This window comes from Nocardioides sp. TRM66260-LWL (assembly GCF_020075545.1).
Taxonomy (GTDB): Bacteria; Actinomycetota; Actinomycetes; order Propionibacteriales; family Nocardioidaceae; genus Nocardioides.
Genome location: NZ_JAIQZK010000003.1, coordinates 41,949 through 68,204, shown reverse-complemented (window position 1 = coordinate 68,204; position 26,256 = coordinate 41,949). Strand labels below are relative to the sequence as shown.

Here is a 26,256-nt window from a genome sequence, read left to right as displayed (position 1 = left end):
GGTGCGAGGCGTCAGGCGCGGACCTTCACGCCGCGCTCGTTCGCGTCCGTGAGCCGGGCCTCCTCGGCGGCCACGGCCTCGAGCTCCTCGCGGCGCTGACCCTCCTCGCGGGAGGAGTCGTACTCGCCCGGAGGCGAGACGAGGTCGGAGGCGCCGCCCTCGAGCCGCGCGAGCGCGTTGCGGCCGAAGATCTGCTGCTCGGTGGCGGTGCGCTCGGAGCGCCCGGTGCCGAGGAACGAGACGGCCCAGTGCAGCAACGCCGTGACGCGGTTCTTGAAGCCGGTGATGTAGACCAGGTGGACGCCCAGCCACATCAGCCAGGCGACGGTGCCGGTGAGCCGCACCTTGCCGACCATGGCGACGGCGCGGAAGCGGCTGATGATCGCCATCGAGCCCTTGTCGAAGTACTTGAAGGGAGCCTGCGCCGGCTTGCCCTTGAGCCGACCGTCGATCTCCTTGGCGGCGTACTTGGCGCCCTGGATCGCGACCTGCGCCACGCCGGGCAGGTGGTCGAGGGAGATCATGTCGCCGACGACGAAGACCTCGGGGTGCCCGGGCAGGGTCAGGTCGGGGTTGACGCCGATGCGGCCGGCGCGGTCGAGCGGGGCGCCGGTCTGGTCGGCGAGCAGCTTGCCCAGCGGGCTGGCCTGCACGCCGGCGGCCCAGATCTTGGTGACGGCCTCGAGCCGCTCGGTGCGACCGTCCTTGTGCTTCATGTCGAGGCCGCGCTCGTCGAGCGAGGTGACCATGGCGTTGAGGACGACCTCGACGCCGAGCTTCTCGAGCTCCTTCTTCGCCTTCGCGCCGAGCTGCGCGCCGAAGGGCGGCAGCACCTGCGGGGCGGCGTCGACGAGGACGACGCGGGCGCTCTGGGTGTTGATCGCGCGGAAGTCGCGGCGCAGCGTGCGGTGCGCGAGCTCGGCGATCTGCCCGGCCATCTCGACGCCGGTGGGGCCGGCGCCGACGACGACGAAGGTGAGCAGGTGGTCGACGTCCTCGCCGCGGCTGGCGCCGATCTCGGCGAGCTCGAAGGCGCCGAAGATGCGACCGCGCAGCTCGAGCGCGTCGTCGATGTTCTTCATGCCCGGGGCGTGCTCGGCGAAGTGGTCGTTGCCGAAGTACGACTGGCCGGCGCCGGCGGCGACGATCAGGGAGTCGTACTCGGTGACGGTCTCGCGGCCCAGCACGTGGGAGGTGACCTTCTGCGCCTCGAGGTCGATGTCGGTGACCTCGCCGAGCAGCACCTTCGCGTTGCGCTGACGGCTCAGGACCTCGCGCGTCGGGGGCGCGATCTCGCCCTCGGAGAGGATGCCCGTGGCCACCTGGTAGAGCAGCGGCTGGAACAGGTGGTGGGTGGTCTTCGCGATCATCGTGATCTCGACGTCGGAGCGACGCAGGGCCTTGGTGCCGAACAGGCCGCCGAAGCCGGAGCCGATCACGACCACGCGGTGCTTCTGAGTGGTCATCGAGTACCGAACCTTCCCATCGGGACGTCCTGAGGCCGGGGGCGTCCTCGCGCGGATCCCTGCCGGCGGCAGGAGGTCTGGCGGCCTCTCCGCCATTGTCGTGCGTGGCCTCCAGTGTGTCCTAACGCCCCCTCCTCCCGGATGCATGCCCGTGGGCTGGATCACATTCCCGCCCCCTCCCTTCGGAACGGAGCCCCACGGGCAGTGCCGAACCGAGCCCGACCCTCGCCCTAGAGGGCGGGCCGGTGTGCGGACTCCTCAACCGGGGGACGAGACGGCCGACTCCGTTCCACGCCACCCCAAGCAAAATGTTCAATCACCTGGTTTTAGGTGCCAGTGGCGCGGGCATGTCACGACGGTCGCGCCATCTGCGCTCGGGCATCCTGAACCAGGCGACCACCGCACCACCCGTCCCATCCGCCCACTCGCCACCTCTGTCTCGGCCCCGATCGATGGAGTCACGCCCGTGCCGCTGAACCGGCCAGCCCTGCTGCTGGACGCCAGCCCGCGGGGCGTCCAGGACGCCCGCCGCTGGGTCGTCGACACCTGCCGGGCCATCGGACGCGACGACCTCGTGGAGTGCGCCGAGCTCGGCGTCTCCGAGCTCGTCACCAACGCGCTGCTGCACGGCCGGCCGCCGATCCAGGTGCGGGTGCGCGGCACCGCGGAGCACCCGCGGGTCGAGATCCGCGACGCCTCCCAGGAGCCGCCGGAGCTGCCGCGTCCCTCCGAGCCCGACGACGACGTGCTGCTGACCTTCGGCCGCGGCCTGGCGATCGTGGCCCGCTGCTCCGACGCGTGGGGCGCTGACGTCGACGCCGCCGGCAAGATCGTGTGGTTCGTGCCCGCGGCGGAGATCCAGGCCGGCGACGGCGCCGAGGGCATCATCACCGGCGTCGAGCGGCGCGCGCCCGAGCCGCCGATCGATCCCGTCACGATCCGGCTCGAGGGCGTGCCCGTCCCGATGTTCCTGGGCCTGGCCCACCACTTCGACGAGCTGCGCCGCGAGGTGCGGCTGCTCTCGCTCGCCGCCCGCTCGGTCTACCCCGTGGCCGAGGACCTCGTCAGCGTCTTCAGCAGCGTCGACGACGGCGTGCGCTCCAGCGCGATGCGTCGCCAGATCGAGGACGCGCTCGCCAGCGACGCCCCGGTCGTCGACATCGACCTCGACATCCCGCGCGCGCTGGTCGGGCCGATCGCGCGGCTGATCGACCTGCTCGACCTCGCCGACGAGTTCTGCCACCAGCAGCGGCTGCTCTCGTTGGCCCGCACGGCCGAGCAGCGGCGCTTCCAGCAGTGGTACCTCGGCGAGGTCGTGCGTCAGGCCCAGGGCGAGGAGCCGCGCCGCTTCAGCGCCTCCGGAGCGCACTCGACCAGCCAGCGCAGCGCCGCCAGCTGAGGCCCACCGGGGTGCGGACGCAGCTCGGCGTCGTCGCCGCCGGCGGCGCGCTCGGCGCCGTCGCGCGCTGGGCGCTGCTGCAGTCGGCGCCCGACGTCGGCACCGGCTTCCCGTGGACGACGTTCGTCATCAACGTCTCCGGCAGCCTGCTGCTGGCGCTGCTGCCGGCGGTCGTGGCCGCCGCGGCCCGGCGCCGGGGTCACGACCGTCCGCTGCTGACGCCGTTCCTCGGCGCGGGGGTGCTCGGCGGCTGGACCACCTTCTCGGCCACCTCCGAGCAGGCCCGGGCCCTGCTCGACGCCGGTGCTGCGGCCACCGCGGCCGCGTACGTGGTCGGCTCGCTCGGCGCGGCGCTGCTGGCGGTCGTCGTCGGCACGGCGCTCGGCTCCCTCCTCGAGGACCGCGACGGGGGGCCCGCATGAGCGCCCTGGTGGACGGCGCCCTGGTCGCGGTCGGTGCGGGCGTCGGCGCCCCGCTGCGGTTCCTCGCCGCCGGGCGGCTCGACGCGTCCGGCGGACTGCCGGCCGGAACCCTGCTGGTGAACCTGGTCGGCTCGTTCCTGCTCGGCCTGCTCGCCGGGCTCGCGCTCGACGGCGCGGCGCTGGCGCTGCTCGGCACCGGCCTGTGCGGCGGCCTGACGACCTACTCCGGCCTCGCCGTGCAGACGCACGGTCTGCTGCGCACCCGTCCGCTGCTCGGCCTCGCCTACGCCGGCGGGACGCTGGCCCTCGGGCTGGCGCTGTGCGCGCTGGGGTTCGTGCTCGCCGCCTGACCGCCCGATCCCGCCGCGGCCTCAGCCCCAGCCGAGGTCGTGCAGCCGGTCGTCGTCGATGCCGAAGTGGTGGGCCACCTCGTGCACGACGGTGATGCGGACCTCCTCGACCAGCTCGTCCTCGGACTCGCACATCTCCAGCAGCGGCCGCCGGAAGATCAGGATGCGGTCGGGCAGACCGGGCACCACGCTGGAGTCGCGCTCGGTGAGGGCGACGCCGTCGTAGAGGCCGAGCAGGTCCTGCGGCTCCTCGGCCGGCGGGAGCTCCTCGACGAGCACGACGACGTTGCGCACCAGCCGCGCGAGCTCGTCGGGGATCGCGTCGAGCGCGTCGTCGACGAGGGCGTCGAAGCGCGCGTCGTCCATCTCCAGCGGCATGCGACCAGCGTGCCAGGGCCGGACGCGGGCCCGGGAACGACATCAGCCCCGGACCGTGACGGTCCGGGGCTGATCGCTGGCGACCCCGACGGGACTCGAACCCGCGGCCTCCGCCGTGACAGGGCGGCGCGCTAACCAACTGCGCTACGGGGCCTCGCTGCGCGGGAACCATATCCCAGGTGCGCGTCCGCGCCCAATTCGAGCCTCGGCGGGCACGGAACCCGCCGCGGACGAGGTGGTCGCGCCGCCTCACGCCAAGCCGCGCGGACGTCGTCCACCAGCACCCCCAACCGGATTCGAACCGGCGCTACCGCCGTGAAAGGGCGGGGTCCTGGGCCGCTAGACGATGGGGGCCAGCGCCTCACGGCGCGGCGCCAGCATAGTGGCGCGCGGCCCAGCGCCCACGGGCGGCGGACGATTGGGACGCCGTCTCGCCGCTGTTGTACGGTATGCCCGCTCGGGCAGGTAGCTCAGTTGGTACGAGCGTCCGCCTGAAAAGTGGAAGGTCGGCGGTTCGACCCCGCCCCTGCCCACGAGCACGCAGGGCTTCCACCTGCAGCTTGAGGCGGCCCCCGCGGTTCTCCGCGGGGGCCGTCGCTGCGTCCAGGGCGGGCTGGACCGGCCATGCGGCCGCCGACCGCGCGGGCCCAGCGTCCGAGAGCCCGGATGTCCGGCTGGTCGATCGAGGGGGCGCCCATGCGACGTGGCCTGCCGTTGCTCGCCGCGCTCGGCACGCTGCTCGTGCTGCGCGACCTCGTCGAGCAGGCGCCGGCCGACACGAGCCGGCAGGCCGGCGTCCGGTACTGCGACGAGCACGCGGCGTCGGTGCCGATGTGCCTGCGCTCGTGGGCCGGCGCGCGCCGCCACCACCGTCGGCCGTTCCGCGACCTGCGGGTCACCGGCACCCGGCGCACGCCGGCCGGGGTGCTGGTGACCTATCGGCAGGCGGTTGCGCCGTTCTCGTCGTTCGTCGAGGTGGTCGCGCAGGACGGTCAGGTGCGTGCGGTCGACCCGGTCCTCTGGGTGCCGCGCCGCTTCGCGACGGCGACCGCGGATCGGGCGGTCACGTCGCCCTGACGAGGACGCGCGGGGACGCCAAGGCCCGGGGCCGGCGGTGGGTCGCGACGCAGACCAGGCCGGAGGCGACCGTCAGCCCCACGCCACCCCAGAAGCGCTGCCGGGTGGCGTCGAGGCAGTCCGCGCCGAGGCGTCGCGCCTGGGCGGTGGGCTCCGCGTCGACGAGCGCCCGCGACCCCTCCGGCCCGAGCACCTCGGCGGTGGGGTCGAACAGGCAGGTGACGCGGCCGTCGTCGACGTAGACCGGCCACAGGTTGAGCCAGCCCACGGTCACGAACGCGACCAGTCCGACGGCGAGGCCGGCCCAGGCGCTGCGGGCAACGGGCGGACGGCAGAGGTCGACGATCCCGACGACGACCGGGATGCCCGCGAGGCCGATGATCCCGAACGCGACGGCGAACCAGAGCACGACGACCTCCCGTCCCGGAGCGCGTGCCGCCCCGCCCCGGACGCTAACGGCGTGGCGGGCTCGGCGTCAGCCCGGACCAGACCGGCAGATCCGACCGCGGCCGGGCACTGCCACGCCTCACCCGTGGGGCTCCTCACGCGTGCCGAGGGCCCGGACGGGGCATCAGCCCCGGGTCCGCTCCCGACGACCCAGGAGGAACCCGTGTCGACGACCGCCTCGCCCCGCGTCCTCGGGGATCGCTACGAGGTGGGCGACCTGATCGCCCGCGGCGGCATGTCGGAGGTGCGGCGCGGTCACGATCGACGGCTCGGCCGCGACGTCGCGATCAAGCTGCTCGACCCGCACGCCCCGGACGAGGCGGCGCGCACCCGCTTCCTCGCCGAGGCGCAGGTGCTGGCGCGGCTCTCGCACCCCCACCTCGTCACGGTCCTCGACACCGGCATCACCGACGACCGGCCGTGGCTGGTGATGGAGCTGGTGCCGGGCCCCACGCTCGCCGCCGCGCTCGGCGACGGGCCGCTCGATCCGGAGCGTGCGCGCAGCGTCGGGGGCGCGCTCGCCCGGGCGCTGGCGGCCGTGCATGCCGGTGGCGTGGTGCACCGCGACGTCAAGCCGGCCAACGTCCTGCTCGGGCTCGACGGCGAGCAGGTGCGGCTCACCGACTTCGGCGTCGCCCGGCTGCTCGACGGCACCGCCGACGTCACCCGCGCCGACCAGACCGTCGGCACCGCGCCCTACCTCGCGCCGGAGCAGCTCCGCGGCGAGCGGGTCGACGGCGCCGCCGACGTGTTCGCCCTCGGGCTCGTCCTGCTCGAGTGCCTCACCGGACGACGGGCCTACCCCGGCTCGGGCGTCGAGGCGATGCTCGGGCGGCTGCACCACGCGCCCGACGTGCCGGCCCACCTGCCCGCCCCGCTCGTCGCGCTGCTGCGCGAGATGACCGACCTCGAGCCGTCCCGCCGCCCGACCGCCGCCGCGGTGGCGGAGCGGCTGGCCGCGGCCCCCCTGCCCGACCGGCCGGCGGCGTCGACCGCGTCCGACGGCTCGACGCGGCTGCTCACCGCCGTGGCCCCGGTGGCCGCTCCCCCGTCGGCCTCGACCCCGGCGTCGGAGCGCTGGGCCACGATCCGCGACCGGGTGCGAGCGGTGCCCGAGGCCACCCGCGCGCTGATCGCCGTGGGGCTCGCGCTCGCCGTCGTCCTCGTGGTCGCCGCCCTCGCGCGCGGCGGGTCCGAGGCGTCGACCCCCGCGCCCCGCATCCCGTCGGACGCCTCGACCAGCACCCCCGGCAGCGGCATCCCGTACGGCGTCCCGAGCCGCTACCGGGACCCGCTGACCCGTCTGCACGAGGAGGTGGACCGATGAGGAGGCGCGCCCTCCCGGCCGCCGGGCTCCTGCTCGCCGTCCTGCTCAGCGGCTGCGGGGCCGGCGGGTCCGACGCGCAGACCCCCGGGACGACCGCCGCCGGCACCGCCCCGGGCCTCGCGTCCGCCCTCGACCGCGTCGACGCCGCGGTGGTCTCGGACGACCCCGACCGGATCGCCGCCGCCGTGCAGGCGCTCCGGCGCGTCACCGCGTCCGCGGTCGCCGACGGCACGCTGAGCGCGTCCCGGGCGGACCGGATCGACGCGGCGGCCCTGGCCCTGCTCGACACCGTGCCCACCCCGACCCCGACGCCGACGCCGACGACCGCGCCCGACGAGTCCGAGGAGGCCGAGGAGTCCGGCGAGGCCGAGGACCAGGAGGACCCCGGGAAGCCCGGAAAGCCCGCCAAGGGCGGCGATCGCGGGAAGGTCAAAGACGAACGGAAGGGCCCGGGCGCGCCGAAGCGGTGACCCGCGTCGGCGGTCCGGGGTGCGCCCGGCTCAGGGCGCCCGCACCTCCGTGCTCGACGACGCCACGTTGCCGGCGGCGTCGTAGAGGCTCAGGTCGACCTGCAGCCGGGTGCCCTTCCGCAGCGGCACGAAGTCGTAGGTGATCGACTCGAGGTCGGCGTAGAGGCCGACGTCGGAGGTCGACACCCAGGTCTCGGTGCCCTCGGCGTCGTAGTTCGGCTGCTTCGGCGCGATGATGCCCTCGGGGTCGAGCTCGCCCTCGCCGTACGCGGAGGTCTCGGGGTCGTAGACGTAGTAGGTCTCGCTGACGATCTCGCCGGCGTCGGGGTCGACGACGAGCTTGAGCAGCACGTCGGTCGGGTCGGCGTCGTCCTCGGCGTCCGGGGCGTAGTAGTCCAGCGGCACCTGGAAGGTGGCGTAGCCGTCGTCCTGCACCGTGAGGTCGGTGTAGGCGTCGACGGCGTCCTCGCCGTCGGACATCCGCAGCGTGGTGAAGTCGTAGGTGCCGACGGCGGTCGGCTCGTCGGCGGTGCCGTAGTCGGCGCTCTCCTCGCCGAGGTAGGTGATCGTGCCGTCGCGCTCGACCCGCGCGTAGCTGATCGTGGCGCGGGTGAGGGCGTCCTGCCCGGCGGGGTCGTAGTCGGCGGTGAGCGTGAGGCCGTCGGCGTCGATCGTCGCGTCCGGCTCGTCCTGGACGAAGGTCGGCAGGACGTCCTGCGCGGCCTGCTCGGCCAGGCCGTAGAAGGAGCGCAGGAAGCCGATCCACGGCGTCGAGACGGCCTTCGCGTAGTCGGCGGAGAAGTAGTCGACCGACGGCGGCAGGTAGATCGACAGGCCGGTGGCGCCGGCCCGCGCCTCGCCGGCGAACTCCTCGACCACCACGTCGTCCAGCGCCTGCTGGACGCGGTCGGCCGCGGCGGACGCGTCGTCGGACTCCTTCCCGACCGCCGCGACCAGCTCGCCGAGATCGCTGAGGTGGGCGTCCTGCTCGGGGTCGGGGTTGCGGCCGAAGCCGATCACCTGCGCCTGGGCGCGGCCGACCGCGGGGACGACGCGGGGGTCGTCGGAGAGGGTGTCGCCGAACGCGCTGACCGCCTCGGTGAGCGGCTGGAGGCGGGTGAGGTCGAGGAGCGCGAGGGTGACGCCGGAGACCGTCTCCTGGGCGGTCGCCTGCTCGCGGAAGCCGTCGATGATCGCCCGGCCGAGCTCGTCGGGCGTCGCGCCGTCGGCCGCGACCTCGAAGGCCGAGTAGTCCCAGCCGTGGCCGGGCTCGAGCTCCTGGGAGGCCACCATCCGGTCGGCGAAGGGGGCCATGGCGGCCGCCACCTCGTAGCCGGCCATCAGGCAGGCGTCGAAGCCGAGCAGGTCGAGCCGCTCGACGCCGGCCTGCTCGAGCCCGTCGCCGATGCCCTCGACCAGGTCGGGCAGGGTGAGCAGCCCGCCGCCGGAGGTCTCGTCGAGGCCGATGCCGCTCCACTGGCCGCCGTGGTCGGAGATCACCAGCGCGTAGTGGTCGGCCGGGTGGGCCTCCAGCCCGTCGGCGAGGAACGAGGCGAGCGTCGCGGGGTCGGAGGAGTCGACGTCGCCGAGGTCGTCGACCAGTGTCGAGGTGCCCGGCTCGCCGAGGTCGAGCACCCGGGCCCCGTCGAAGTCGCCCTGGTCGAGCACCTCGGCGTCGGTGTAGCCCGGGGAGCGGTCGAGGAACTCGCGCACCGTCAAGCTGCCCCGGGAGCCGACCGAGCCGAGCTCGTCGACGTCCTGGACCATCGGCTCCTCGAGGTCGTTGTCGGCCACTGAGTAGTGCAGGACGGTCCACGACCCGGCCTCGGGCGCGTCCTGCTCGGAGGTCGAGCAGGCGGCCAGCGCGGAGCCGGACAGCGCGGTCAGCAGGGTCACGACGGCGCACCGGACGACGGTCCGACGCGCGCGGGGGGTCGCACGCATGGCCGCACGCTAGGGCGCGCCGGGCTTCGCCCACCCGGGTGATCGAGGGGTGGGCGTCGGCGTCGGCGGGAAACCGCGCGCACGAGGAGGTCCCCATGCCACGACGAGGACGCGGCGGCTCCGGCCGCCAGGATGGGCCCGGCCCGTCGGTGAAGGACGACGCCACCTACGAGGCGCTGCGCCGCGAGGGCGCGAGCAAGGAGAAGGCGGCGCGGATCGCGAACGCCTCCGCTCGCGACGGCCGCTCCAGCGTCGGACGCCGCGGCGGCCACTCCCCCGCCTACGAGGAGTGGACGGTCGCCGACCTGCGGCGCCGCGCCGCCGAGATCGGCGTCGAGGGCCGCTCGACGATGCGCAAGGCCGAGCTCGTCGAGGCGCTCCGCACCCACTGAGTCGGCGGGCCCGGCGTCAGCCGACCTGGGGCAGGCCGGCGTCGACGGCCGCGGGCGTCTCCTCGACCTCCGCCCGCGGAGCCAGACCGAGCGCCTCGAGCACGCCCTCGCCGGTGTGGTCGTCGCCCGGCCCGAGGCCCAGCAGCGTGACGCCCCAGGGGATCCAGCCCTCGGGCGAGCCCGGGCACGGAGGCTCGGGGATCCACCGCAGCTCCCGCAGCAGCTGCGGGACGCTCGGCCCCGCGGGGGTCTCCCGCGCCGGGTCGACGAGCCGGCTCAGCACCTGCAGCCCGATCGGCCGCCCGCCCGGCATGATCCACCGGATCGTCAGCACCGCCTGCCCGGCGGCGTCCGCCGTCCAGACCTCGCGCCGGCCCAGCCGGCACACCAGGCACCGGTCGCCCTGCCACCGGTGCGCGCGCGGACGCGGCTCGGCGGGCGTCCGACGGCGGCGTCCCTGCTCGCGGCGCTCGCGGATGCCCTCTCCCGCCAGGGGCCGCGGTTCGCGCCGCTCCCAGCGCGGGGTCATCCGAACCGGCCCCCGATGTAGTCGGCCGTGCGCGGATCGACCGGCGCCCCGAAGATCTGCGTCGTCGGACCCGCCTCGACGATGCCGCCGGGCGTCGTGGAGGACGCCAGGAAGAACGCCGTGCGGTCGGAGACCCGGCTGGCCTGCTGCATGTTGTGGGTGACGATGACGATCGTGATCTGGCCGCGCAGCTCGTGGATCGTCTCCTCGACGCGGTGGGTCGAGGTGGGGTCGAGCGCCGAGCACGGCTCGTCCATCAGCAGCACCTCGGGCCCGACCGCCAGCGCGCGGGCGATGCACAGCCGCTGCTGCTGACCGCCCGAGAGGCCGGCCGCCGGGTCGCGCAGGCGGTTCTTCACCTCGTCCCACAGCGACGCGCGCCGCAGGCTCGTCCACACCAGCTCGTCGGCCTCGTCGCGGTTCGCCTTGCGTCCGGTGAGCATCAGCCCGGCCAGCACGTTGTCGTAGATCGACATCGTCGGGAACGGGTTGGGCTTCTGGAACACCATGCCGATCCGCGAGCGGATCTCGGTGAGCGTGCGCTGCGGGTCGTAGACGTCCTCGCCGTCGAGCTCGATCAGCCCGTCCATCGAGGCGGTCTTCACCAGCTCGTGCATCCGGTTGAGCATGCGCAGGAACGTCGACTTGCCGCATCCGGAGGGCCCGATGAGCGCGGTGACCTCGCCTGCCGGGATCTCCAGGTCGACATCGGCGAGCACCTGGTGGTCGCCGAACCAGGCGGCGACCTTCGTGGCCCGCAGCTCGCCGGGCAGTCGCTCGGCGGTGGCGGTGGCGCCGCGGCCGCGGCGCAGGGTGCTGTCGTTCACGGTGACCTCACATCAGGTTCGGGAGGAGCAGGGCGAACTGGTGGCCGACGCCGAGGGAGGCCAGCCCCAGCAGCGGCACCGCCACCACCCAGGTCTGCCAGCGGCCCCACAGCCGACGCAGCACGACGACGCCGGTCAGCGAGAGGAGCAGCAGCTGGGCCCAGAGGAACAGCGGCAGGCCGATGTCGCGCTGTCCGGCCATCGGCGCCTCGTCGGCACCGAGGGACGCCGAGCTCAGCACGGGCGCGGGGGCCGGCTGCACCTTCGAGGTGAGCATCGCGTCGACGCGCAGCACGTCCTTCGGCAGGAAGGGCGGCCCGGAGGCCGTCATGAGCGTCAGGCGGCTCGCGCCGGCCTTCAGCACCGGCACGGGGTCCCCCGGACGACGCGCGCCGACGACCTCGAAGCTCTGCACGCCCTGGCTGCCGACGACGTTGATGACGTCGCCGCGCGCGAGCTCGTCGAGCCGCGAGAAGTCGGCGCCGTACCCGGCGCGGCGGCCGGCGATGATGCTGACGCCGGCCTGGCCGGGCAGCACGGAGTCGCGCCGGTGGCCAGGGCCCTGGGCGAGCACCGAGGAGGTCGTGCCCTCGAGCACGACCTCCTTGAGGCCGATCGCGGGGATCGAGAGGATGCTCAGCGGCGCGCCGAGGTCGAGCAGCCGTCCGTCGACATCGGTCTGCCCGACTGGTGCGGTGCCGTTGGCCAGGTCGGATCGCAGCCGATCGAACGCCTGGGCCTGGGCACGGTCGTGACGCAGCATCCCGACGACGGTCGCGTCGGCGAGGGTCGCCAGCATCAGCATCGCGAGGCACCCCAGGGCAGCGCGGCGGATCGCCTCGGCGGCGGTCAGCTCGCGGACAGGCGGGCGGACGAGCTGGCGCGCGACCCCGCGCCAGCTCGCCGCCCGGTTCCCCCGTGGGCGCCCACGAGGGGGCTCGTCGGCCGAGACCGGGGCGTCCGGCTCGGCGGGCTCGAGGAGCGTCATGAGACCTTGACGGCCTTCGTCGTCGCGACGCCGTCCTTGTGACCGGCCGCCTTGGCGGTGACGGTGCAGGTGAGCGCCTTGCCCTTGTCGGCCTTGGCGACCTTGTAGGTGGCCTTGGTCGCGCCGGCGATCTTCTTGCCGGCCTTCAGCCACTGGTAGGCGTACGAGGTCGCCTTCGGCGACCAGGCGCCGGGCTTGCAGGTGAGGGTCTTGCCGACCTTCGCGGTGCCGGAGATCGACGGCTTGGTGGTGGGCTTGAGAGCCGCGCCGAGGGCGACCGTGACGGTGTTGCTCAGCTGCTCCAGCGAGCCGCCGTCCGCGGAGGTGGTGACCTTGCAGCGCACCGGCTTGCTCAGCCAGGCGGCAGGGACCTTCGCGGTCGCCGAGGTGAAGCCGGCGGCGGGGGCGCCGTCGACGAGCCACTGGAACTGCTTGGTGCCGGCGGTGCCGGTGCCGCAGGTGAGGGTCTCGCCGACCGCGGCCGTGCCGGTGACGGTCGGGGCGTCGACGACGGTGTACGCCTTCGCGGAGGAGGTCGAGGCGGCGTAGGCGTTCGCGTTGTCGGGCGTGAAGACGGCGACGAGGTCGCCCTGGCCCGACGCGATCGCGATCGCGAACGTCGCGGTCCCGTTCTTCACGGCCACCGGGGCGCCGAGGCTGGTGGCGCCCCGCTTGAACTGCACGGTGCCGGCGGCGTTCGAGGGCGTCACCGTCGCGGTCAGCGTGGTGGTCGTGCCGCTCGCCACCGGCGAGCTGGGCGAGACGGACAGCTCCGTGGTGGTGGCGGCGGCCTGGCTGGCCTGGGAGAACGCGAAGCCGCCGGAGCCGGGCGTGATGTGGATGGTGCCGTTCTCGGTGCCGAACACGGTGGCGCCGTCGCTGGTCTGACAGATGATCGTCACGCCGTAGTCGGCGTCCTGCGGCGTGATGCTCAGCCGCTGGAAGAACGCCTTCATGGTGCGCGCGGAGGTCACCGTGAACCCGCCGTCGGCGTTGGTGTCGAGGATCGTGTAGTCGGTGTTGCCGACGATGTTGTTGCTGCCGTTGTCGGCGATGCCGGGGCCGGTCAGCTTCGCCTTGATCGCCTCGGTGCCGCTCGGGCAGGGCGCGTCGGTCTCCATCGTCAGGAAGTCGTCCTGCGTGCCGGGGTTCGGCGTCACGAAGATCTTGCCGACGGAGGCCGCCGACGCGGGCACGGCGAAGGCGACCGGGAGGGCGACCCCGACGACGGAGAGGGCGGCGGTCGCCGCGGCGAGCCGCGAGCGCTGGGAGAGGTTCATCTTCATTCCTTCGGTGTCGGATTCACGCGCCGCGGCGGCGCAGGAGCAGGACGATGCTGGCGAGGACGACGGCGCCGCCCACGAGGGCGATGCCGATGCCCAGGGGACGGCGCGATGAGGTGGACCCGGTCGAGCCGAGCGCGGCAGCCGCCTGCTGGTCGACGGTGCCGTTCGGCGCCGCTCCCGGCGACGAGCCGTCGGTGGCCGTGCCTGGGCTCGCCTGGTCGCCGGGCGTCGGCGCCGAGAAGGCCCCTGGCCCCGACGAGCCGTTTCCACGGGGCTTGGCAGCGCCCGACGGACGGTCGCCCGGCGCAGAGCCCGAGGACCCCGGACGGTAGCCAGGGGTCGTGGAGACCGGGCGGGCCGCTACCCAGGCGCGAGGCGAGGTGAACCGGATCGCGACGACGTAGTCGCCGTAGCTGCGGTCGCGGTCGGGCAGGCGGCAGGTGACGACGATGCGGTACACACCGCGCAGCGGCACCGGGTTCGGCTGGTCGAACATGAACTCGCGCATCGACTTGAAGAGCGCCGTCGTGAACGCGCCCTTCTGCGAGACCCCTGCGTCGGTGTTGCCGATGACGTTGAGGCCCGCCTTGGGGAAGCCGGCGCCGTATACGCGGCCGATGATGTTCGTCGCCGGCGGCGGGCAGCCGCCGGAGGTGCGCACCTCGATCGGCTGGTCGTCGGCCCCCTTGGAGGGCTTCACGAAGGCCTGCCACTGGGGAGCGGGCTTGGACGACGCCTGGGACGGGCCCGCGACGCCGAGGGCGCCGACGGCGCCGAGCGCGACCGCGAGGACGGCCAGGAGCAGACGGATCGCCGAGCTCGGCGCGAGGTGTCCGGTGTCTGCGGGGTCGTGGCGGTGGTGGCGGGCCATGTCAGCTGTCTCCGTTCGCGGGACTCGTGGTGGCGGTGCTGGCGGTCTGGAGGACGGGGTCGGACGCGGCCGCAGCCGGGCCGTCGCCGTCCGGCGCGGCGGACGGGTCGGCGTCCTCGGGCGTCTCGGGCTCGGCCCTGCGGCGCAGCAGCCGCCGGATCGCCCACTGGAGCAGCAGCACCAGAGCGACGAGCACCGCGAGCAGCGCCCACGGGATCACCGTGATCGTGGTGCGGGCGATCGCGGTCGGCGCGACCACCTGGCCGAGGTCCTGGCCGGCGGGGTCCACCTGCACCTCGGTCGTGAGGTGCCAGAAGGTGAAGGCGCCGGGATGGTCGACGGTGACGTCAGTGGTGCCGCCCGGGAGCAGGTCGGGCAGCTGACCGTCGGGCACCGACAGCGGGTCCATGCCGAAGGACCGCAGGTAGCGCAGGTAGGTGGCGCCGGTGAGCGTCACGTTGCCGGTGTTGCGCACCGTGTAGGTCGTGTGGGGCCGGGTCCAGCCCCACCAGTGCCAGCCGCCGCGGGCCTCCGTCCGGAGGTTCTCGATGGTCAGCTGCGGCTTCAGTGCCCCGGGCACCCGGATGAGCACGCGCAGACCGACCCGGTTGGAGACGATCACCTGCTTGCCCTGCTTGATGCTGCTGGTCGCGATCGAGAGCAGCACGGCGCCGGCGTGGTCACCGGGCGTCACGTTGTAGGGCACGCCCACCTGGAACGGGACGAGCGCCATCGAGCGCGGGGGCAGGGTCAGCCGGGTGCGGCTGAGCGAGATCCAGGAGCCGACGTCGGTGGCCTTGGTCGCCTCGTCCTGGATGATGAACGCGCCCTCGGGCGTCGAGGTGGCGTCCTTGGCGCTCAGCCCGACGACCGCCGGGCGGCCGCTGTAGTTGAAGACCGCGACGGTGTCCTGGCGGACGCCGCGCGGATCGAGGGTGTACACGTACCGCGCCCGCTGGTCGGGTCCCTGCGGGGTGGCGGTCTGGATGCCGACGGTGACGCGGCTCTTGCCGCCGCTGTTCGTCGGGTCGGGGGCGATGGACGTGGGGGCACCCGGTGTCGGGGTGCCGGCGGGCGGCGTGGTCGGGCCGTCCGCCCGGGCCGGGCCGGCGAGCGTGCCGAGGAGCACGGCTGCGGCGGCCAGGAGCCTGCTGAGGGTGGTCATGGGATTCCGTCTCGTGTGGGTGGGTCGACCCGGGGTCGGGCGGTGGTCGCCGTCCGGCCGGTGATGCGGAGTGGTGCTTGGCGTTGCTGGGTGGTGCTGGGCGTTGCTGGGCGTTGCTGGGCGTTGCTGGGCGTTGCTGGGCGGTGCTGGTCCTGCTGGGTGGTGCTGGTCCTGCTGGGTGGTGCTGGTCCTGCTGGGTGGTGCCGCCGGCGTCGTGGTCGGACGCCGGCCGCGCTCAGCCGACCGTGATGGTCAGCGTCGCGACGTAACGGCCCGGAGGGGTCTCGGTGGGCACCTGCAGCAGCAGGTCGGCGCCGAGGTACGCCGTGCCGCTGCCGTGGTCGGCGGTCGCGGTGGCGAGGATCCGGGAGTCGTGGAGGCCGAGGTCGGGGTCGGCCGGGATGCCGCCGGCCGCCACGAGGGCGGGGCGGATGCGGGGTCCGAGGGCGAAGCCGGGAGCCTGGTTGGACGACACCGAGGTCATCGTCGGCGTCCAGCCCAGGTCATATCCCGAGATGCGCTGGGTCGCGTCGCGGGTCTGGACGAAGTCGGTGACGCTGCCGGACGCCGTCCAGCCGGGGTCACCGGCGCGGGTGTCGGAGACGACGATCGGGTCGAGCGAGCCGCTCGCGACCATCTGGCCGCCGGACTGGTCGAGGACCGGCTGGCCCAGCGCGACCTGGCCGTCGGAGGTGTCGGGCACCGAGATCGTCAGGGCACCGGGCTGCACCTCGACCCGCAGCGTCTGGGCCACGACCCGCTCCGGGTCGGCGGCGACGATCTGCGAGACGTCACGGGAGGCGACGGGCGCGAGTCGACGATCGGCCGGCACGAACACGGCACGCACGGGGTGGGTGCCGACCCGGAGCAACGGCGCGACGAGACGCACGCGACCGGTGGCGGCGACCCGCGCCGTCCGCACCTGCCGGCCGTCCACGAGCAGGCGGACGACGCCGCGCGATCCGGCCGGCACGATCGCCGTGAACCGCGCGGCATGCCAGCGGCTGGTCGGGCCGTCGGCGCGGAGTCGCACGGTCACCGGCGGCGCCGTCGTCACCGCGGGCGCGGTGGTCGTCGCAGGCCGCGCCGGCGACGACGCGGCGGCGCTCGGGCTGGGGGTCGGGCTGGGGGTCGGCTGCGACGCCGACGCCGGGTCGACGGCGCTCGCGGACGCCGAGGCGCCGGAGCTCGCCGGGGGGAGCGTGCGGAAGGCGAGGGAGTCGCCCGTGCGCTCGAACGTCACCGAGCGCTCGACGGTCGTCAGGGGGCGTCCGCCCGCGTCGCGGCAGGTCCACGCCACGACGTAGGGACGCCCGACGACCGGAGCGACGCCGGTGTCGTGGAAGAAGGCGGCGAAGGAGGTCGCCAGGACGCGCTGGTCGCCGGAGGCGGTCCGCCGCGCGCGGGCCAGCTCGGCGGGCGCGACGAGGGCGTCCGCGCGCAGGCTGGGCCCCCGCAGCGTGACGGTCGAGGTCGCGGCCGACGGGGAGCAGGACGGGCCCTCGAGGGCCGGCGTGTCCGTCCAGTCGCCGTGCCCGGGGAGCACCCGGAGGGTCGGCGTCGACGGGTCGTCGGCCAGGGCCGGCGGCGGGAGCAGCATCGGCCCGCCGGCGAGGACCACGGCAAGGGACGCGGACGCGAGATGCCGCATGGCGTGACCTCCTCCGGGCAGCCGACGGGACGGACGGGACATGGGGCTGGACGCCCCGATCGGGTGGGGATCGCCAGGGACGCGACCCCCACCCGACGGGTGGAGCGGTGGTGCGGGTGGGGCTCAGGCGCGCTCAGGCGCCTGCTGGTGCACGGGTCAGGAGACGGTGAACGTCAGCGTCGCCGTGTAGAGGCCCGGCGGGAGCTCGGTCGGCACCTGCAGCAGCAGGTCCGCGGCGAGCTTGGCCGTGCCGGTGCCGGCCTTGGCCGGGGCCGACGCGAAGGTGCGCGCGTCGTAGAGGCCCAGGGACGCGTCGGACGGCTTGGCGCCGGCGAGCACGAGGGCGGGGTCGACCTTCGAACCGAGGGTCAGGTTCTGGTGGTCGGCGGCCGAGACCTTCTTCGGCTTGAAGCCGAGGTCGTAGCCCGAGATCTTGACCGTCTTGTCCTTCGCGTAGACGAAGTCCGACACGCTGGCCTGAGCGGTCCAGCCCTTGTCGCCGGCGCGGGTGTCGGTGACGGTGATCGGGTCGATCGAGCCGGTCGAGACGAACTTCGAGCCGGTCTGGTCGATCACCGGGTCGCTCAGCTTGACCTGGCCGTCACCAGCGGCGCTCAGCGGGTCGGGGTCGGCGATCGAGATGGTGAGCGAGCCGGGCTGCACCTCGACGCTCAGGGTCTCGAAGGCGGGCTTCGACAGCGCCTCAGTGACGGTGTGGTTGATCGTCGCCTCCGAGCCGGTGACGTTGGCGTCGGTCGGGGTGAAGACCGCACGGACGACCCGGGTGCCCTTGTCGAGCGTCTTGTCGGAGTAGACCGAGGTGCCGGTGCCGTCGACGGCCTTGGTGGCCACCTTGGTGCCGTCGATGTAGAAGTCGACCGAGCCGGCGATGCCCGCGGCGACCTTCGCGGTGAAGACTGCGTCGGCGTACTGCGCGGTGTCGCCGTTGTCGGTCAGCGTCAGGCTGGTCGACTTCTTCGCGATGGTGATCGCCCGGTTGTTCACCGAGGACGACGCACCGAACTTCGCGGTGCCCGGCAGGTAGTCGGCGGTGATCGAGTGGTCACCCGCCGTGATCGCCGTCGTGGTGAGCGACGCCGCACCGTTGACGACGGGCTGGGCCACGTCGAGGGCGTTGCCGTCGACCTTGAACTGCACGGTGCCGCCGTTGACCGGGCCGTTGGCCGCCGCGGCGACCGACGCCGAGAGGGTCACCGAGTCGCCGTAGGTGAACGGGCCACCGGCGATCGCGTCGACCGAGGTCTCCGTGGCCGGGTCGCCAACCGAGGAGCTGAACGCCGAGTCGCTGCCCGCGTTGTTGGGCGTGAAGGTGACCTTGCCGACGAAGGTGCCGAAGACCGTCGTGCCGTCGGCGTTCTGGCACACCGCGGTGACGGTGTAGGCACCGGACGGCGCGTTCACGCCGATGGCCGAGAAGATCTGCTTGAAGGTCTTCTGGCCGACGAAGTGGGTCGAGGTGATGCCGTTGGTGTCGTTGTTGCCCAGGATGTTCGCCGGAGCGGACAGCGCCGGACCGGACAAGGTCACCTTGGAGTTGGTCGCGCCGAGCGAGCCGCAGGTCGCATTGGAGTCGAACTCCAGCGCCTGGGCGAGCGTGGCCGACGACGCCGGCGACACGGTCAGGATCCGGTAGGGCGCCGGGGCGGCCTCCGCGGATCCGGCGGCGACGACGGCGATGCCCGACGCGGCCGCGGCGGTCGCGCAGGTGAGCGCGAGGGTGCGGTTGAGCTTCATCTGAGTCTTTTCTCTCTGTGGGGGGGAGATCACTTGACGAGCGAGGTGTCGCCGCAGGTGGACAGCACGCCGAAGCCGTACTTCAAGATGGTCGACTGGGCCTGGCAGACCTTGGAGTTGGGACCGACGAAGACGTCGCTGAGCGTCTGGTTGAACGCGGCGTTGCTGGACGTGATGGCGTTCTGCGGCACGACGTTGTAGACGTCGCGGGTCAGGTCGAGGATCTTGGTGCCGCGGTTGTTGGCGTAGCCGGTGTTGAGCGAGATCGGGTAGCTGACCACGCCGCCGGTCGACGCGACGGTGCCGAGGAGGGCGTCACCGCGGTAGTCGGTGCTGGTGCCCTGGGCCTGGGCGATGTACTGGGCGATCGAGATCGGGACGATGCTGTCGTCGTCGAGCACGTTGCCGCGGTGCTCCTGGATGAGCGGGGCCTTGTTGGCGGAGACGCGGTCCTGCGAGTCCGAGATGCAGGGGTACGCGGTGGCGTCGAAGGTGCCGTCGGTGCTGATGCCCATGGCCTTCAGCCAGAACGAGCGGGTGCCGGAGCCAGGGGCCGGGACGAGGGCGTGGTAGGGACCGGTGCCGGCCGCGCGGTTCCAGTCGGCCGGCGTGGCGCCGCCGTAGGTGCAGTGGTAGATCGCGTAGAGCGAGTCGCCGGTGAGCTTGCGCGGGAAGTTGCTGGTGGAGGTCACCGCGAACGCGACGGCGTCCTTGGCGAACGGGATGTTGACGAACTTGTTGTTGGCGTCGAGGCCGGTCTGGGAAGACGACGCGCGGGCGAAGTCGACGCAGCCCGCGTAGGGGCTGTTGCTGGTCACGGCCGCACGCAGGGTCGCCGCGCCGTTGCCCGAGTTGTTGGCCCGCTTGCCGAGAACCCACGTGTCGCCGGCGTTGTAGGCGGTGAAGGAGCAGCCCGACGACGAGGTCGTGGACGAGCGGGTGGTGAAGCCGGCGCCCGTGGAGTTCCACGAGGCGATGAGCTTGTTGCCGTTGCTGTCGGTGATCACGTCGGAGAGGCCCTGCATGACCTCCTCGGTGGTGTCCGAGCCCATGCCCTGGAGGGGGCGCACGGTGCCGGCGGGGTCACCCGACGGGTCAGCAACGGCGATGCTGGTGCCGAGGGCAGCCGTCGCCAGGCCGAGGCCACAGGCGAGCATCGCGACGCGGTGGAGTCGCTTCATGGTGTGTGTCTCCTTGGTGAGGCATGACGCGGACGCGGCGCCCGCATCGCCCGGCGGAACCTGTATCCGCCGGGAGTCGGTGGGTCAGGGGCCGGCCCGGGTGGTCCGGGCCCCGGTGAGGGATCGCGCGATCAGCACCGCCGCCGTCAGCAGCAGCAGGGCCGCCAGGGCGTAGCGGGAGCCACCGGCGGGCGATCCGGGCGTGGTGACGGTGGAGGCAAGGGCGGTCGCCGGCGCCGTCGGGCTGGCCGACGCGGCGCCGGACGCCGGGGCGCTGGGCGCCGCTCCCGGTGCCGCCGGGGCGGACGCGTCGGGTCCGGCGGGCAGCCCGGTCGCCGGCGGGACGACCCCGCCGCCCGCGTCGACCGGCGTCGAGGGCACCGTGGCCGGCGGCACGGACGACGAGGCCGACGGCGACGCGCTCGGGCTCGCCGTCGCCGCGGCGCCGACCGCCTTCGCCATCGCGAGCGTGCGGGCCCGCATCGCGGCCGGCAGCGGCACGTAGCCGTCCGGCAGCAGACCGGGCGCGGCGCCGAGCACCTGGCCCTTGGTGGCCACGTAGGTGAGGAAGCGGGAGTAGGCGGTCGCCTCGTCGCCGGTGAGGTGCTCCGGCGAGGTGACCGCGTAGGTCACGTGGGTCAGCGGGTACGCGGCGTCGGAGGACGACGTCGGGTCGGGGACCTCCACGCCCGCGACGGACGACGGCTTCAGCGAGTCGAGGCCGGCGGCCAGGCCGGCGCGATCCGGGGCGACGAACCGGCCCGCGGCGTTCTGCAGCGACGCCATCGGGAGCTGGTAGCGGGCGGCAGTGGCCGTGTCGGACACGGCGAGCACCGCGTGCGTGCCGCTCAGCTGCGGCTGCGCCAGCTTGTACCCGCCGACCGTGCCCGGCGTGTACGCCGTGCGGGCCAGCGTCGAGCCGCGGGCCGCGGCCCGGGTGCCGTCGTGGATGTCGGCGGCGTAGGCGAAGGCATCGAGCGGACACAGGTCCGGCGTGCCGGTGTCGAACGTCCGGCAGGTGAGGTCGCTGAGCGGGAAGTCCGAGCGGGTCAGGTCGAGGCCCTTGTAGGCGGCGTTGACCGTCATGCCCCACGGGTCGGGATCGCCGTTGAGGAAGGCCCGGGCGGAGCGGTCGGCCGCCACCCAGCGCCACAGCTCCGCGAACGCGTCCGTCTGACCCACCGGCACAGTGATCCGCGCCAGGGCGCGGATGTCCTGGTGCGACAGGCCGGGGTTCAGCTGCTTGAACTCCGGGTCGTAGCCCATCGCCAGCGGGTTGCGGCCCAGCTTGTCGGGATCCAGCGTCGCGAGGCGGTACGACTGGGTGAGCAGCTTCGCCACGAGCCGGGCGTTCAGCCGCAGCGACGGCACCCGGGCGCCGGCCTTGGAGGCCTCGTCCTCGGGTGCGGTGTCCGTCGGCGACCCGTCGATGTTGAAGGCGATGCCGACGCCGGAGACCGAGACCGGCGCGTAGGAGAGCGAGCGGCCGTCGGCGACGTTCTCCGGGTCGAGCGGCTTGGAGACGAAGGACAGCCACGGGTCGGCCGCGAGGGTCTGGGCGCGGGCGAGGTCGTCGTTGATCTGGGAGAAGCCGAAGATCGAGCCGGTCTCCTGGCACAGCACCGGCTGCCAGCGCGACACCGCCTCGCTGACCTCCTCCTGACCGACCAGGCGACGCTCCGGCGTGCCGATCGGGCACGCCAGACCGACCGGGTCGAAGTGCAGTCGGACGACGAGGCGCTGGTCCCAGTTGGACTGCGAGAGCGGCGAGCTCTGCACCGAGGAGGTGGTCTTCGATCCGTCGGCGTCGACGTCGTCGCGCGGCACGATCACCAGCCAGCAGTCGCGCACCTTGCCACCTTCGAGGCGGGCGCCGCACCCGAGTCCGGGCGCCTCGCGCACCGTCTGGATCTCGACGTGCTCCTCGCCGGTGCCGTCGGCGTAGGTGCGGGCGAAGGGCAGCTCGTTGGTCGAGTAGGCGTCGAAGAACTGGTTCGGCGCGTCGGGCACGGTGACGCCGGAGACGCTGCGGAACGGGATGCTCGTGGTCGTCGCCCGCTCGTTCGGGTCCTTCAGCGTGGAGCCGTAGTCGACCTGGCGCGAGGTGGCCCAGTTGCCGCCGCGGGTGTCGCTGCTGAGCGCGCCGAACTGGCAGTCGCGACGATCGGGACCGGCCGGGTCGTCGCCCCAGCACTGCATGATCTGCAGGTAGTCGGAGGAGAAGCCGCCCGTGGTCGGGGTGGTCTGCTTGCCACCCGACCACTTCACGTCGACGACCTGGTTGATCAGGTGCTCGGTCTGGGAGACGGTCACCTTGAGGTCGGCGAACCGCCCCGTGCCCTGGACGGTCACCGCGGAGCTCGCCTGCGCACCCGAGGCCGGGGCGCCACCGAGCGGCGAGAGCACGAGCACGGCGCCGATCAGGCAGGCCCCGCTCGCGACCCAGCTGACGACCGACCCACGCCGGCTGCGGGCGCTCACGCGCGCCGCCCGAGGTACTGGCCGACCAGCGGCGGGACGACGACGGCGCCGACGAGCACGAGGCCCGCGAGCAGGAGCAGGAGCGTCTGGCCGCCCACCGCTCCGGAGGCGACGTTGACCGACTGGCCGGCCACCGGCGCGCCCGAGGCGAGCGTCGTGCCGGCCGGGAGTCCGGTCTCGGGGTCCACGGCGGCGCCCACGACGGGGGCGCTGCCGACGCCGCCCGGCGTGGTGCCGGTGCCGCCCGTCCCTGCGCCGGAGCCGACCGGGGTGCCGGGCGCGCCGCCGGTGCCGGTGGTCGCCGTGCCACCGCCGGAGCCACCCGGCCCCGCGGTGGTGCCGGATCCGCCACCTGGGCCTCCGCTGGGCGTGCCGTTGCCGGGGTCGGGCGCTCCGCCGGTGTTGGCGGTGGGCACCTTGGCGCCGCCGGTGCCGTTGAGGCACTGCGTCGGGCCTTGCTTGTCGCACTTCGCCGGGTACGGCGCGTTCTTGGCCAGCAGGTTGGTGCCACCGGGCCCGAAGGTCGGGTTGTTGCACTTCGCGTACGGGTTCTTCGCGACCTTCGCTCCGGGGATCCGGGCCACCTGCTTGAAGGCGGCCTGCACCAGGTTGAGCGGCAGCGGGCTGTAGCCGAGCGTCGGCGCCTGCTGCTGGCCCTCGCAGAGGAAGTAGCTCGCGAACGCGCCGAGCGTGTATCCCTTGGCCGTGGTGAAGCTCGAGGTCGTCGCGGTCGGGACGATCATGTAGCTGTAGGACGACAGCGGGTAGGTGCGCGGGTCGCGGTTGCGGTAGACGCCGGTGAGGTCCTGGGTGAGGTTCTTGTCGATCCGCGCGCCCTCGAGGCCGACGGCCACGCTGTTCGCGGTCGGCTCCACGTAGTAGCCCGCGCTGTTGAGCACCTTGACGACCGGAAAGTTCGTGGCCAGCGCGTAGGAGTACTCGACGTAGGTGATCGTGCCCTCGTTCTGCGCCTGGCTGACGAAGCCGGAGACGCCGAGGGAGCCGGCCTGCGCGACGAACTTCGAGCCCGAGACGACCGGGAAGAAGCTGGTGACGCCGCACGGCGTCGGACGGCCGGCGGTGGCGCAGTAGTTGTTCCAGACCTGGGCGTGCTCCTTGCTCATCCAGGTCGCGAACTGGGCCGTGGTGCCGGAGCCGTCGGAGCGGACGACCGGGATGATCTGGCGGGCGGGGAGGGCGAGGCCGGGGTTGTCCGCCTTGATCTTCGGATCGTTCCACTGCGTGATGTTGCCGGTGAAGATGCCGGCGATGACGTCGCCGGAGAGTCGCAGGTTGGTGACCCGCTGGCCGCCGATCTTGAGGTTGTACATGAACGACGTGCCGCCGGCGACGATCGGCATGTACGCGAACCCGCGCGTCGGCGGGGTGTCGACGACGCCGCCGTCCTTGAGGCCGTAGGGGATCTCGGAGACCGCGAAGTCGACCGTGCCGTTGCGGAACTGGTTGCGGCCGTCGGAGGAGCCGGTGCCCTGGTAGTTCACCTGCATGCCGTACTGGTTGACGTTGCGGCGCCACTGGTCCAGGGCGTTCTGGCTCCAGGTGGAGCCGGCGCCGGAGATCGGGACGAACGCGTCGGCGGCCTTCGCCGGGGCGGACGGCGCGAGGGCCAGGCCGGCGACGATCCCGCCGACGAGCACCAGCACCCCGACGGGCGTCCCGAGGCGCGCGGCCATCCGCGCCGCGTCCTTCGCCGATTCCGCCTTGCGCCGACGCTTCATCCGCGCGGTCTCCTGGCCGGGAGCCCGACCGCCGATGATCCGTGCGGCGATGAAGAGGAGCAGCACGAGCGCCAGCAGCGTGACGGCGGTGCCGAAGCCGCGCTGGATCATCGCCGGCTGGGGGGACCGGACGAACTCGAAGATGGCGAGAGGCAGGGACACCTGCGGACCTTCCAGGGGGTTGGCGTTGACGGTCGCCGAGAAGCCGGCGGTGAGGAGGACGGGCGAGGTCTCGCCGATGCCGCGGGCGGTGCCGAGGATCACCGCGGTCGTCAGGCCCGAGCGCGCGGTCGGCAGCACGACGTGCCAGACCGTCTTCCAGCGGCTCGTGCCCAGGGCGTAGGACGCCTCCTTGAGCGGGCCGGGCACCAGGCGCAGCACGACGTCGGAGGCCCGGATGACGATCGGCAGCATCATCACGCTCAGCGCGAGCGCAGCGGCGAGACCCGACTTGGGCCGGCCGAGCATGAGGATGAACGTGGCGTAGATGAACAGACCCGCGACGATCGAGGGCAGCGCGGTCATCGCCTCGACGATCGTGCGGACGAACTTCGAGAAGCGGCTCGGGAACTCGTTGAGGAACACCGCGGTGACGAGCCCGAGCGGCACCGTGAGGGTCAGCGCGATGCTGATCTGCTCCAGGGTGCCGATCGCGGCGTGGATCATGCCGCCGACCTCGAGGCCCTGCAGCGGGCCGGCGTCCTTCATGTCCTGGCTGAAGAAGTTCGCGTGGGTCAGCGCGCTCGAGCCTCGGCTGACCGTGTACGACAGCACGAACACCAGGACGCCGAACAGGATGACGCCGGCCGTCGACAGCACGACGGTCGCGATGCGGTCGACGACGACGGTGCGCTGCTCGTCCTGGCTGACCAGCAGGGCGTAGAGCCCGAGGAACGAGACGTACCAGATCAGCACCATCGAGACGACACCGCTCGTCGGCAGCACGACGGTGGTCAGCAGCGCGGTGAGCGCCACCGCCGCCACCGCGGATCCGGCGAGCGCGAAGACGTCCGAGCTGCGCACCGCGCGCACCGCGCGACGCGGCTGCTCGGGCAGGTCGAGGCCTGCGTCCAGGTCCGGCAGGTGGGTGGTGCCGAGTGGCTCGGCCCGGCGGGCGCCCGTGCGCCCGTTCACGTCGACGGACATCAGGTGCTCTCCGCTCCGGACCGGCTCCGCGCGACGACCGAGGCGGCGGCGAAGTTGATGACGAGGGTGACGAGGAAGAGCGCGAGCCCGGCGGCCATGAGGGCCGAGACGCCGACGCGCGTGGAGTCGCCGTAGCGCTGCGCGATGAGCGCGCTGACTGTCGAGCCGCCGCTCTTGAGGATGTGCGGCTGGATGCCGACGACCACCGAGAGGATCATGTAGACCGCGATGGTCTCGCCGAGCGCGCGACCGAGCCCGAGCATCGTGCCGCCGATGACGCCGCCGCGGCCGAACGGCAGGACGACGGCGCGGATCATGCCCCAGCGGGTCGCCCCCAGCCCGAGCGCGGCCTCCCGCTCGCCGACCGGCGCCTGCGAGAAGGCCTCGCGCATGACCGACGTCATGATCGGCGTGATCATCAGCGCGACGACCATGCCGGCGATGAAGATCGAGGACTGGTACTGCGTCGCGGAGTCCAGCGGGTCGTCGGGGTTGGAGCCGGGGATGGCGAAGATCGGGATCCAGCCGAGGTACTGCGAGATCAGCTTGGAGAGCCCGTACACGTGGCTCTGCAGGAAGAAGGCGCCCCACAGGCCGTAGACGACGCTCGGCACCGCGGCCATCAGGTCGACCAGGCTGATCAGCGTGCGCTGCAGGCCGCGCGGCGCGATCTCGGAGATGAACAACGAGGTCCCGAGCGCCAGGGGGAGGGCGAAGGTGATGGCGACGAGACCCACCGAGATCGTGCCGAGCAGCACGCCCGCGATGCCGAACCGTCCCCCGTCGGGCTCCCAGAGCTGCTCGGTGACGAAGTGGAGCTTCGCGATCTGGAGCGCCTCGAGCGCCCGGTAGCCGAGGAACAGGCCCACCGACGTCATCACGACGAGGACGAGGATCCCGCCCGCGTGGGCCACGGAGGCGAAGACGGCGTCGGCGGGCTCCACGCGCGCACGGCGACGGGAGCC

At 73.5% G+C, this 26,256-nt stretch carries 23 protein-coding genes and 3 tRNA genes; 8 read left to right on the top strand and 18 right to left on the bottom strand.

What is annotated here, in order from left to right; all coding sequences use genetic code 11:
• Positions 1–11: 11 nt before the first annotated feature.
• On the bottom strand, positions 12–1,466 hold the full coding sequence (locus K8Z61_RS09580) for an NAD(P)/FAD-dependent oxidoreductase (RefSeq protein WP_224128899.1): 1,455 nt from the start codon (positions 1,464–1,466) through the stop codon (positions 12–14).
• Between the two features lie 466 nt (positions 1,467–1,932).
• Here K8Z61_RS09580 and K8Z61_RS09575 point away from each other — a divergent pair, with 466 nt between their 5' ends.
• The 3 genes from K8Z61_RS09575 to K8Z61_RS09565 are packed head-to-tail and all read left to right on the top strand — an operon-like array spanning position 1,933 to position 3,637.
• The gene (locus K8Z61_RS09575) at positions 1,933–2,865 is read left to right on the top strand and encodes an ATP-binding protein (protein ID WP_224128897.1); all 933 of its coding nucleotides are present in this window, start codon (positions 1,933–1,935) and stop codon (positions 2,863–2,865) included.
• Positions 2,866–2,876: 11 nt separating this feature from the next.
• Positions 2,877–3,287 carry a CrcB family protein gene (locus K8Z61_RS09570; RefSeq protein ID WP_224128895.1) on the top strand — a complete coding sequence of 137 codons (411 nt, stop codon included), beginning with the start codon at positions 2,877–2,879 and terminating at the stop codon, positions 3,285–3,287.
• Positions 3,284–3,637 carry a CrcB family protein gene (locus K8Z61_RS09565; RefSeq protein ID WP_224128893.1) on the top strand — a complete coding sequence of 118 codons (354 nt, stop codon included), beginning with the start codon at positions 3,284–3,286 and terminating at the stop codon, positions 3,635–3,637. Before K8Z61_RS09570 ends, K8Z61_RS09565 begins: the two co-directional genes overlap by 4 nt.
• A 21-nt stretch (positions 3,638–3,658) precedes the next feature.
• Here K8Z61_RS09565 and K8Z61_RS09560 read toward each other — a convergent pair whose 3' ends face one another.
• The 3 genes from K8Z61_RS09560 to K8Z61_RS09550 all read right to left on the bottom strand — a co-directional run bounded on the left by K8Z61_RS09560 (position 3,659) and on the right by K8Z61_RS09550 (position 4,369).
• On the bottom strand, positions 3,659–4,015 hold the full coding sequence (locus K8Z61_RS09560; RefSeq protein ID WP_224128891.1) for a metallopeptidase family protein: 357 nt from the start codon (positions 4,013–4,015) through the stop codon (positions 3,659–3,661).
• A gap of 77 nt (positions 4,016–4,092) precedes the next feature.
• A tRNA-Asp gene (locus K8Z61_RS09555) sits at positions 4,093–4,169 on the bottom strand.
• A 127-nt stretch (positions 4,170–4,296) separates the two neighbouring features.
• A tRNA-Glu gene (locus K8Z61_RS09550) sits at positions 4,297–4,369 on the bottom strand.
• A gap of 105 nt (positions 4,370–4,474) precedes the next feature.
• Here K8Z61_RS09550 and K8Z61_RS09545 point away from each other — a divergent pair.
• Together K8Z61_RS09545 and K8Z61_RS09540 are read left to right on the top strand one after the other, a co-directional pair.
• Positions 4,475–4,548: transfer RNA gene (locus tag K8Z61_RS09545), tRNA-Phe, on the top strand.
• 163 nt (positions 4,549–4,711) lie between these two features.
• Positions 4,712–5,092: a hypothetical protein gene (locus K8Z61_RS09540; RefSeq protein WP_224128889.1), complete on the top strand. Its 381-nt coding sequence runs from the start codon at positions 4,712–4,714 to the stop codon at positions 5,090–5,092.
• On the opposite strand, the gene K8Z61_RS19280 is transcribed toward K8Z61_RS09540, so the two are convergent.
• Entirely contained in the window at positions 5,079–5,501 is a 423-nt protein-coding gene (locus K8Z61_RS19280; RefSeq protein ID WP_224128887.1) for a hypothetical protein, read from the bottom strand. The genes K8Z61_RS09540 and K8Z61_RS19280 overlap by 14 nt on opposite strands.
• A gap of 201 nt (positions 5,502–5,702) precedes the next feature.
• On the opposite strand from K8Z61_RS19280, the gene K8Z61_RS09530 reads away from it, so the two are divergent.
• A complete protein-coding gene (locus K8Z61_RS09530) occupies positions 5,703–6,866 on the top strand; it encodes a serine/threonine-protein kinase (protein WP_224128884.1) in 1,164 nt (387 codons plus the stop codon).
• Positions 6,863–7,336: a hypothetical protein gene (locus K8Z61_RS09525; RefSeq protein ID WP_224128882.1), complete on the top strand. Its 474-nt coding sequence runs from the start codon at positions 6,863–6,865 to the stop codon at positions 7,334–7,336. The genes K8Z61_RS09530 and K8Z61_RS09525 overlap by 4 nt, the downstream gene beginning before the upstream one ends.
• Positions 7,337–7,366: 30 nt before the next feature.
• On the opposite strand, the gene K8Z61_RS09520 is transcribed toward K8Z61_RS09525, so the two are convergent.
• On the bottom strand, positions 7,367–9,280 hold the full coding sequence (locus K8Z61_RS09520) for a clostripain-related cysteine peptidase (RefSeq protein ID WP_224128880.1): 1,914 nt from the start codon (positions 9,278–9,280) through the stop codon (positions 7,367–7,369).
• A 95-nt stretch (positions 9,281–9,375) separates the two neighbouring features.
• Between K8Z61_RS09520 and K8Z61_RS09515 the strand changes: the two genes are divergently transcribed.
• Positions 9,376–9,672, top strand: coding sequence for a Rho termination factor N-terminal domain-containing protein (locus tag K8Z61_RS09515; protein ID WP_224128878.1), 297 nt, complete (start codon positions 9,376–9,378; stop codon positions 9,670–9,672).
• Positions 9,673–9,688: 16 nt separating this feature from the next.
• Here the strand turns inward: K8Z61_RS09515 and K8Z61_RS09510 are convergent, their stop codons facing one another.
• The 12 genes from K8Z61_RS09510 to pstC form a co-directional block, all read right to left on the bottom strand.
• Positions 9,689–10,201, bottom strand: a complete 513-nt coding sequence (locus tag K8Z61_RS09510; RefSeq protein ID WP_224128876.1) for a hypothetical protein — start codon at positions 10,199–10,201, stop codon at positions 9,689–9,691.
• On the bottom strand, positions 10,198–10,974 hold the full coding sequence (pstB, locus tag K8Z61_RS09505; protein WP_224129415.1) for a phosphate ABC transporter ATP-binding protein PstB: 777 nt from the start codon (positions 10,972–10,974) through the stop codon (positions 10,198–10,200). The genes K8Z61_RS09510 and pstB overlap by 4 nt, the downstream gene beginning before the upstream one ends.
• Positions 10,975–11,035: 61 nt before the next feature.
• Entirely contained in the window at positions 11,036–12,016 is a 981-nt protein-coding gene (locus K8Z61_RS09500; RefSeq protein ID WP_224128874.1) for a sortase domain-bontaining protein, read from the bottom strand.
• Positions 12,013–13,296, bottom strand: coding sequence for an Ig-like domain repeat protein (locus K8Z61_RS09495; protein ID WP_224128872.1), 1,284 nt, complete (start codon positions 13,294–13,296; stop codon positions 12,013–12,015). The genes K8Z61_RS09500 and K8Z61_RS09495 overlap by 4 nt, the downstream gene beginning before the upstream one ends.
• Before the next feature lie 22 nt (positions 13,297–13,318).
• Positions 13,319–14,173, bottom strand: coding sequence for a hypothetical protein (locus K8Z61_RS09490; RefSeq protein ID WP_224128871.1), 855 nt, complete (start codon positions 14,171–14,173; stop codon positions 13,319–13,321).
• A 1-nt stretch (position 14,174) separates the two neighbouring features.
• Entirely contained in the window at positions 14,175–15,338 is a 1,164-nt protein-coding gene (locus K8Z61_RS09485) for a hypothetical protein (protein ID WP_224128869.1), read from the bottom strand.
• Positions 15,339–15,573: 235 nt separating this feature from the next.
• Positions 15,574–16,989, bottom strand: a complete 1,416-nt coding sequence (locus K8Z61_RS09480; protein ID WP_224128867.1) for a hypothetical protein — start codon at positions 16,987–16,989, stop codon at positions 15,574–15,576.
• 156 nt (positions 16,990–17,145) lie between these two features.
• Positions 17,146–18,744, bottom strand: coding sequence for an Ig-like domain-containing protein (locus tag K8Z61_RS09475; RefSeq protein ID WP_224128865.1), 1,599 nt, complete (start codon positions 18,742–18,744; stop codon positions 17,146–17,148).
• 29 nt (positions 18,745–18,773) lie between these two features.
• Positions 18,774–19,925, bottom strand: a complete 1,152-nt coding sequence (locus tag K8Z61_RS09470; protein WP_224128863.1) for a substrate-binding domain-containing protein — start codon at positions 19,923–19,925, stop codon at positions 18,774–18,776.
• Between the two features lie 84 nt (positions 19,926–20,009).
• Complete coding sequence (locus tag K8Z61_RS09465) at positions 20,010–22,406, bottom strand: hypothetical protein (RefSeq protein WP_224128861.1); 2,397 nt, start codon at positions 22,404–22,406, stop codon at positions 20,010–20,012.
• Positions 22,403–25,291 (bottom strand): phosphate ABC transporter permease PstA, encoded by a 2,889-nt coding sequence (gene pstA, locus K8Z61_RS09460; protein WP_224128860.1) that lies wholly within the window; start codon positions 25,289–25,291, stop codon positions 22,403–22,405. The genes K8Z61_RS09465 and pstA overlap by 4 nt, the downstream gene beginning before the upstream one ends.
• The gene (pstC, locus tag K8Z61_RS09455; protein ID WP_224128857.1) at positions 25,291–26,235 is read right to left on the bottom strand and encodes a phosphate ABC transporter permease subunit PstC; all 945 of its coding nucleotides are present in this window, start codon (positions 26,233–26,235) and stop codon (positions 25,291–25,293) included. Before pstC ends, pstA begins: the two co-directional genes overlap by 1 nt.
• Between the last annotated feature and the right edge of the window lie 21 nt (positions 26,236–26,256).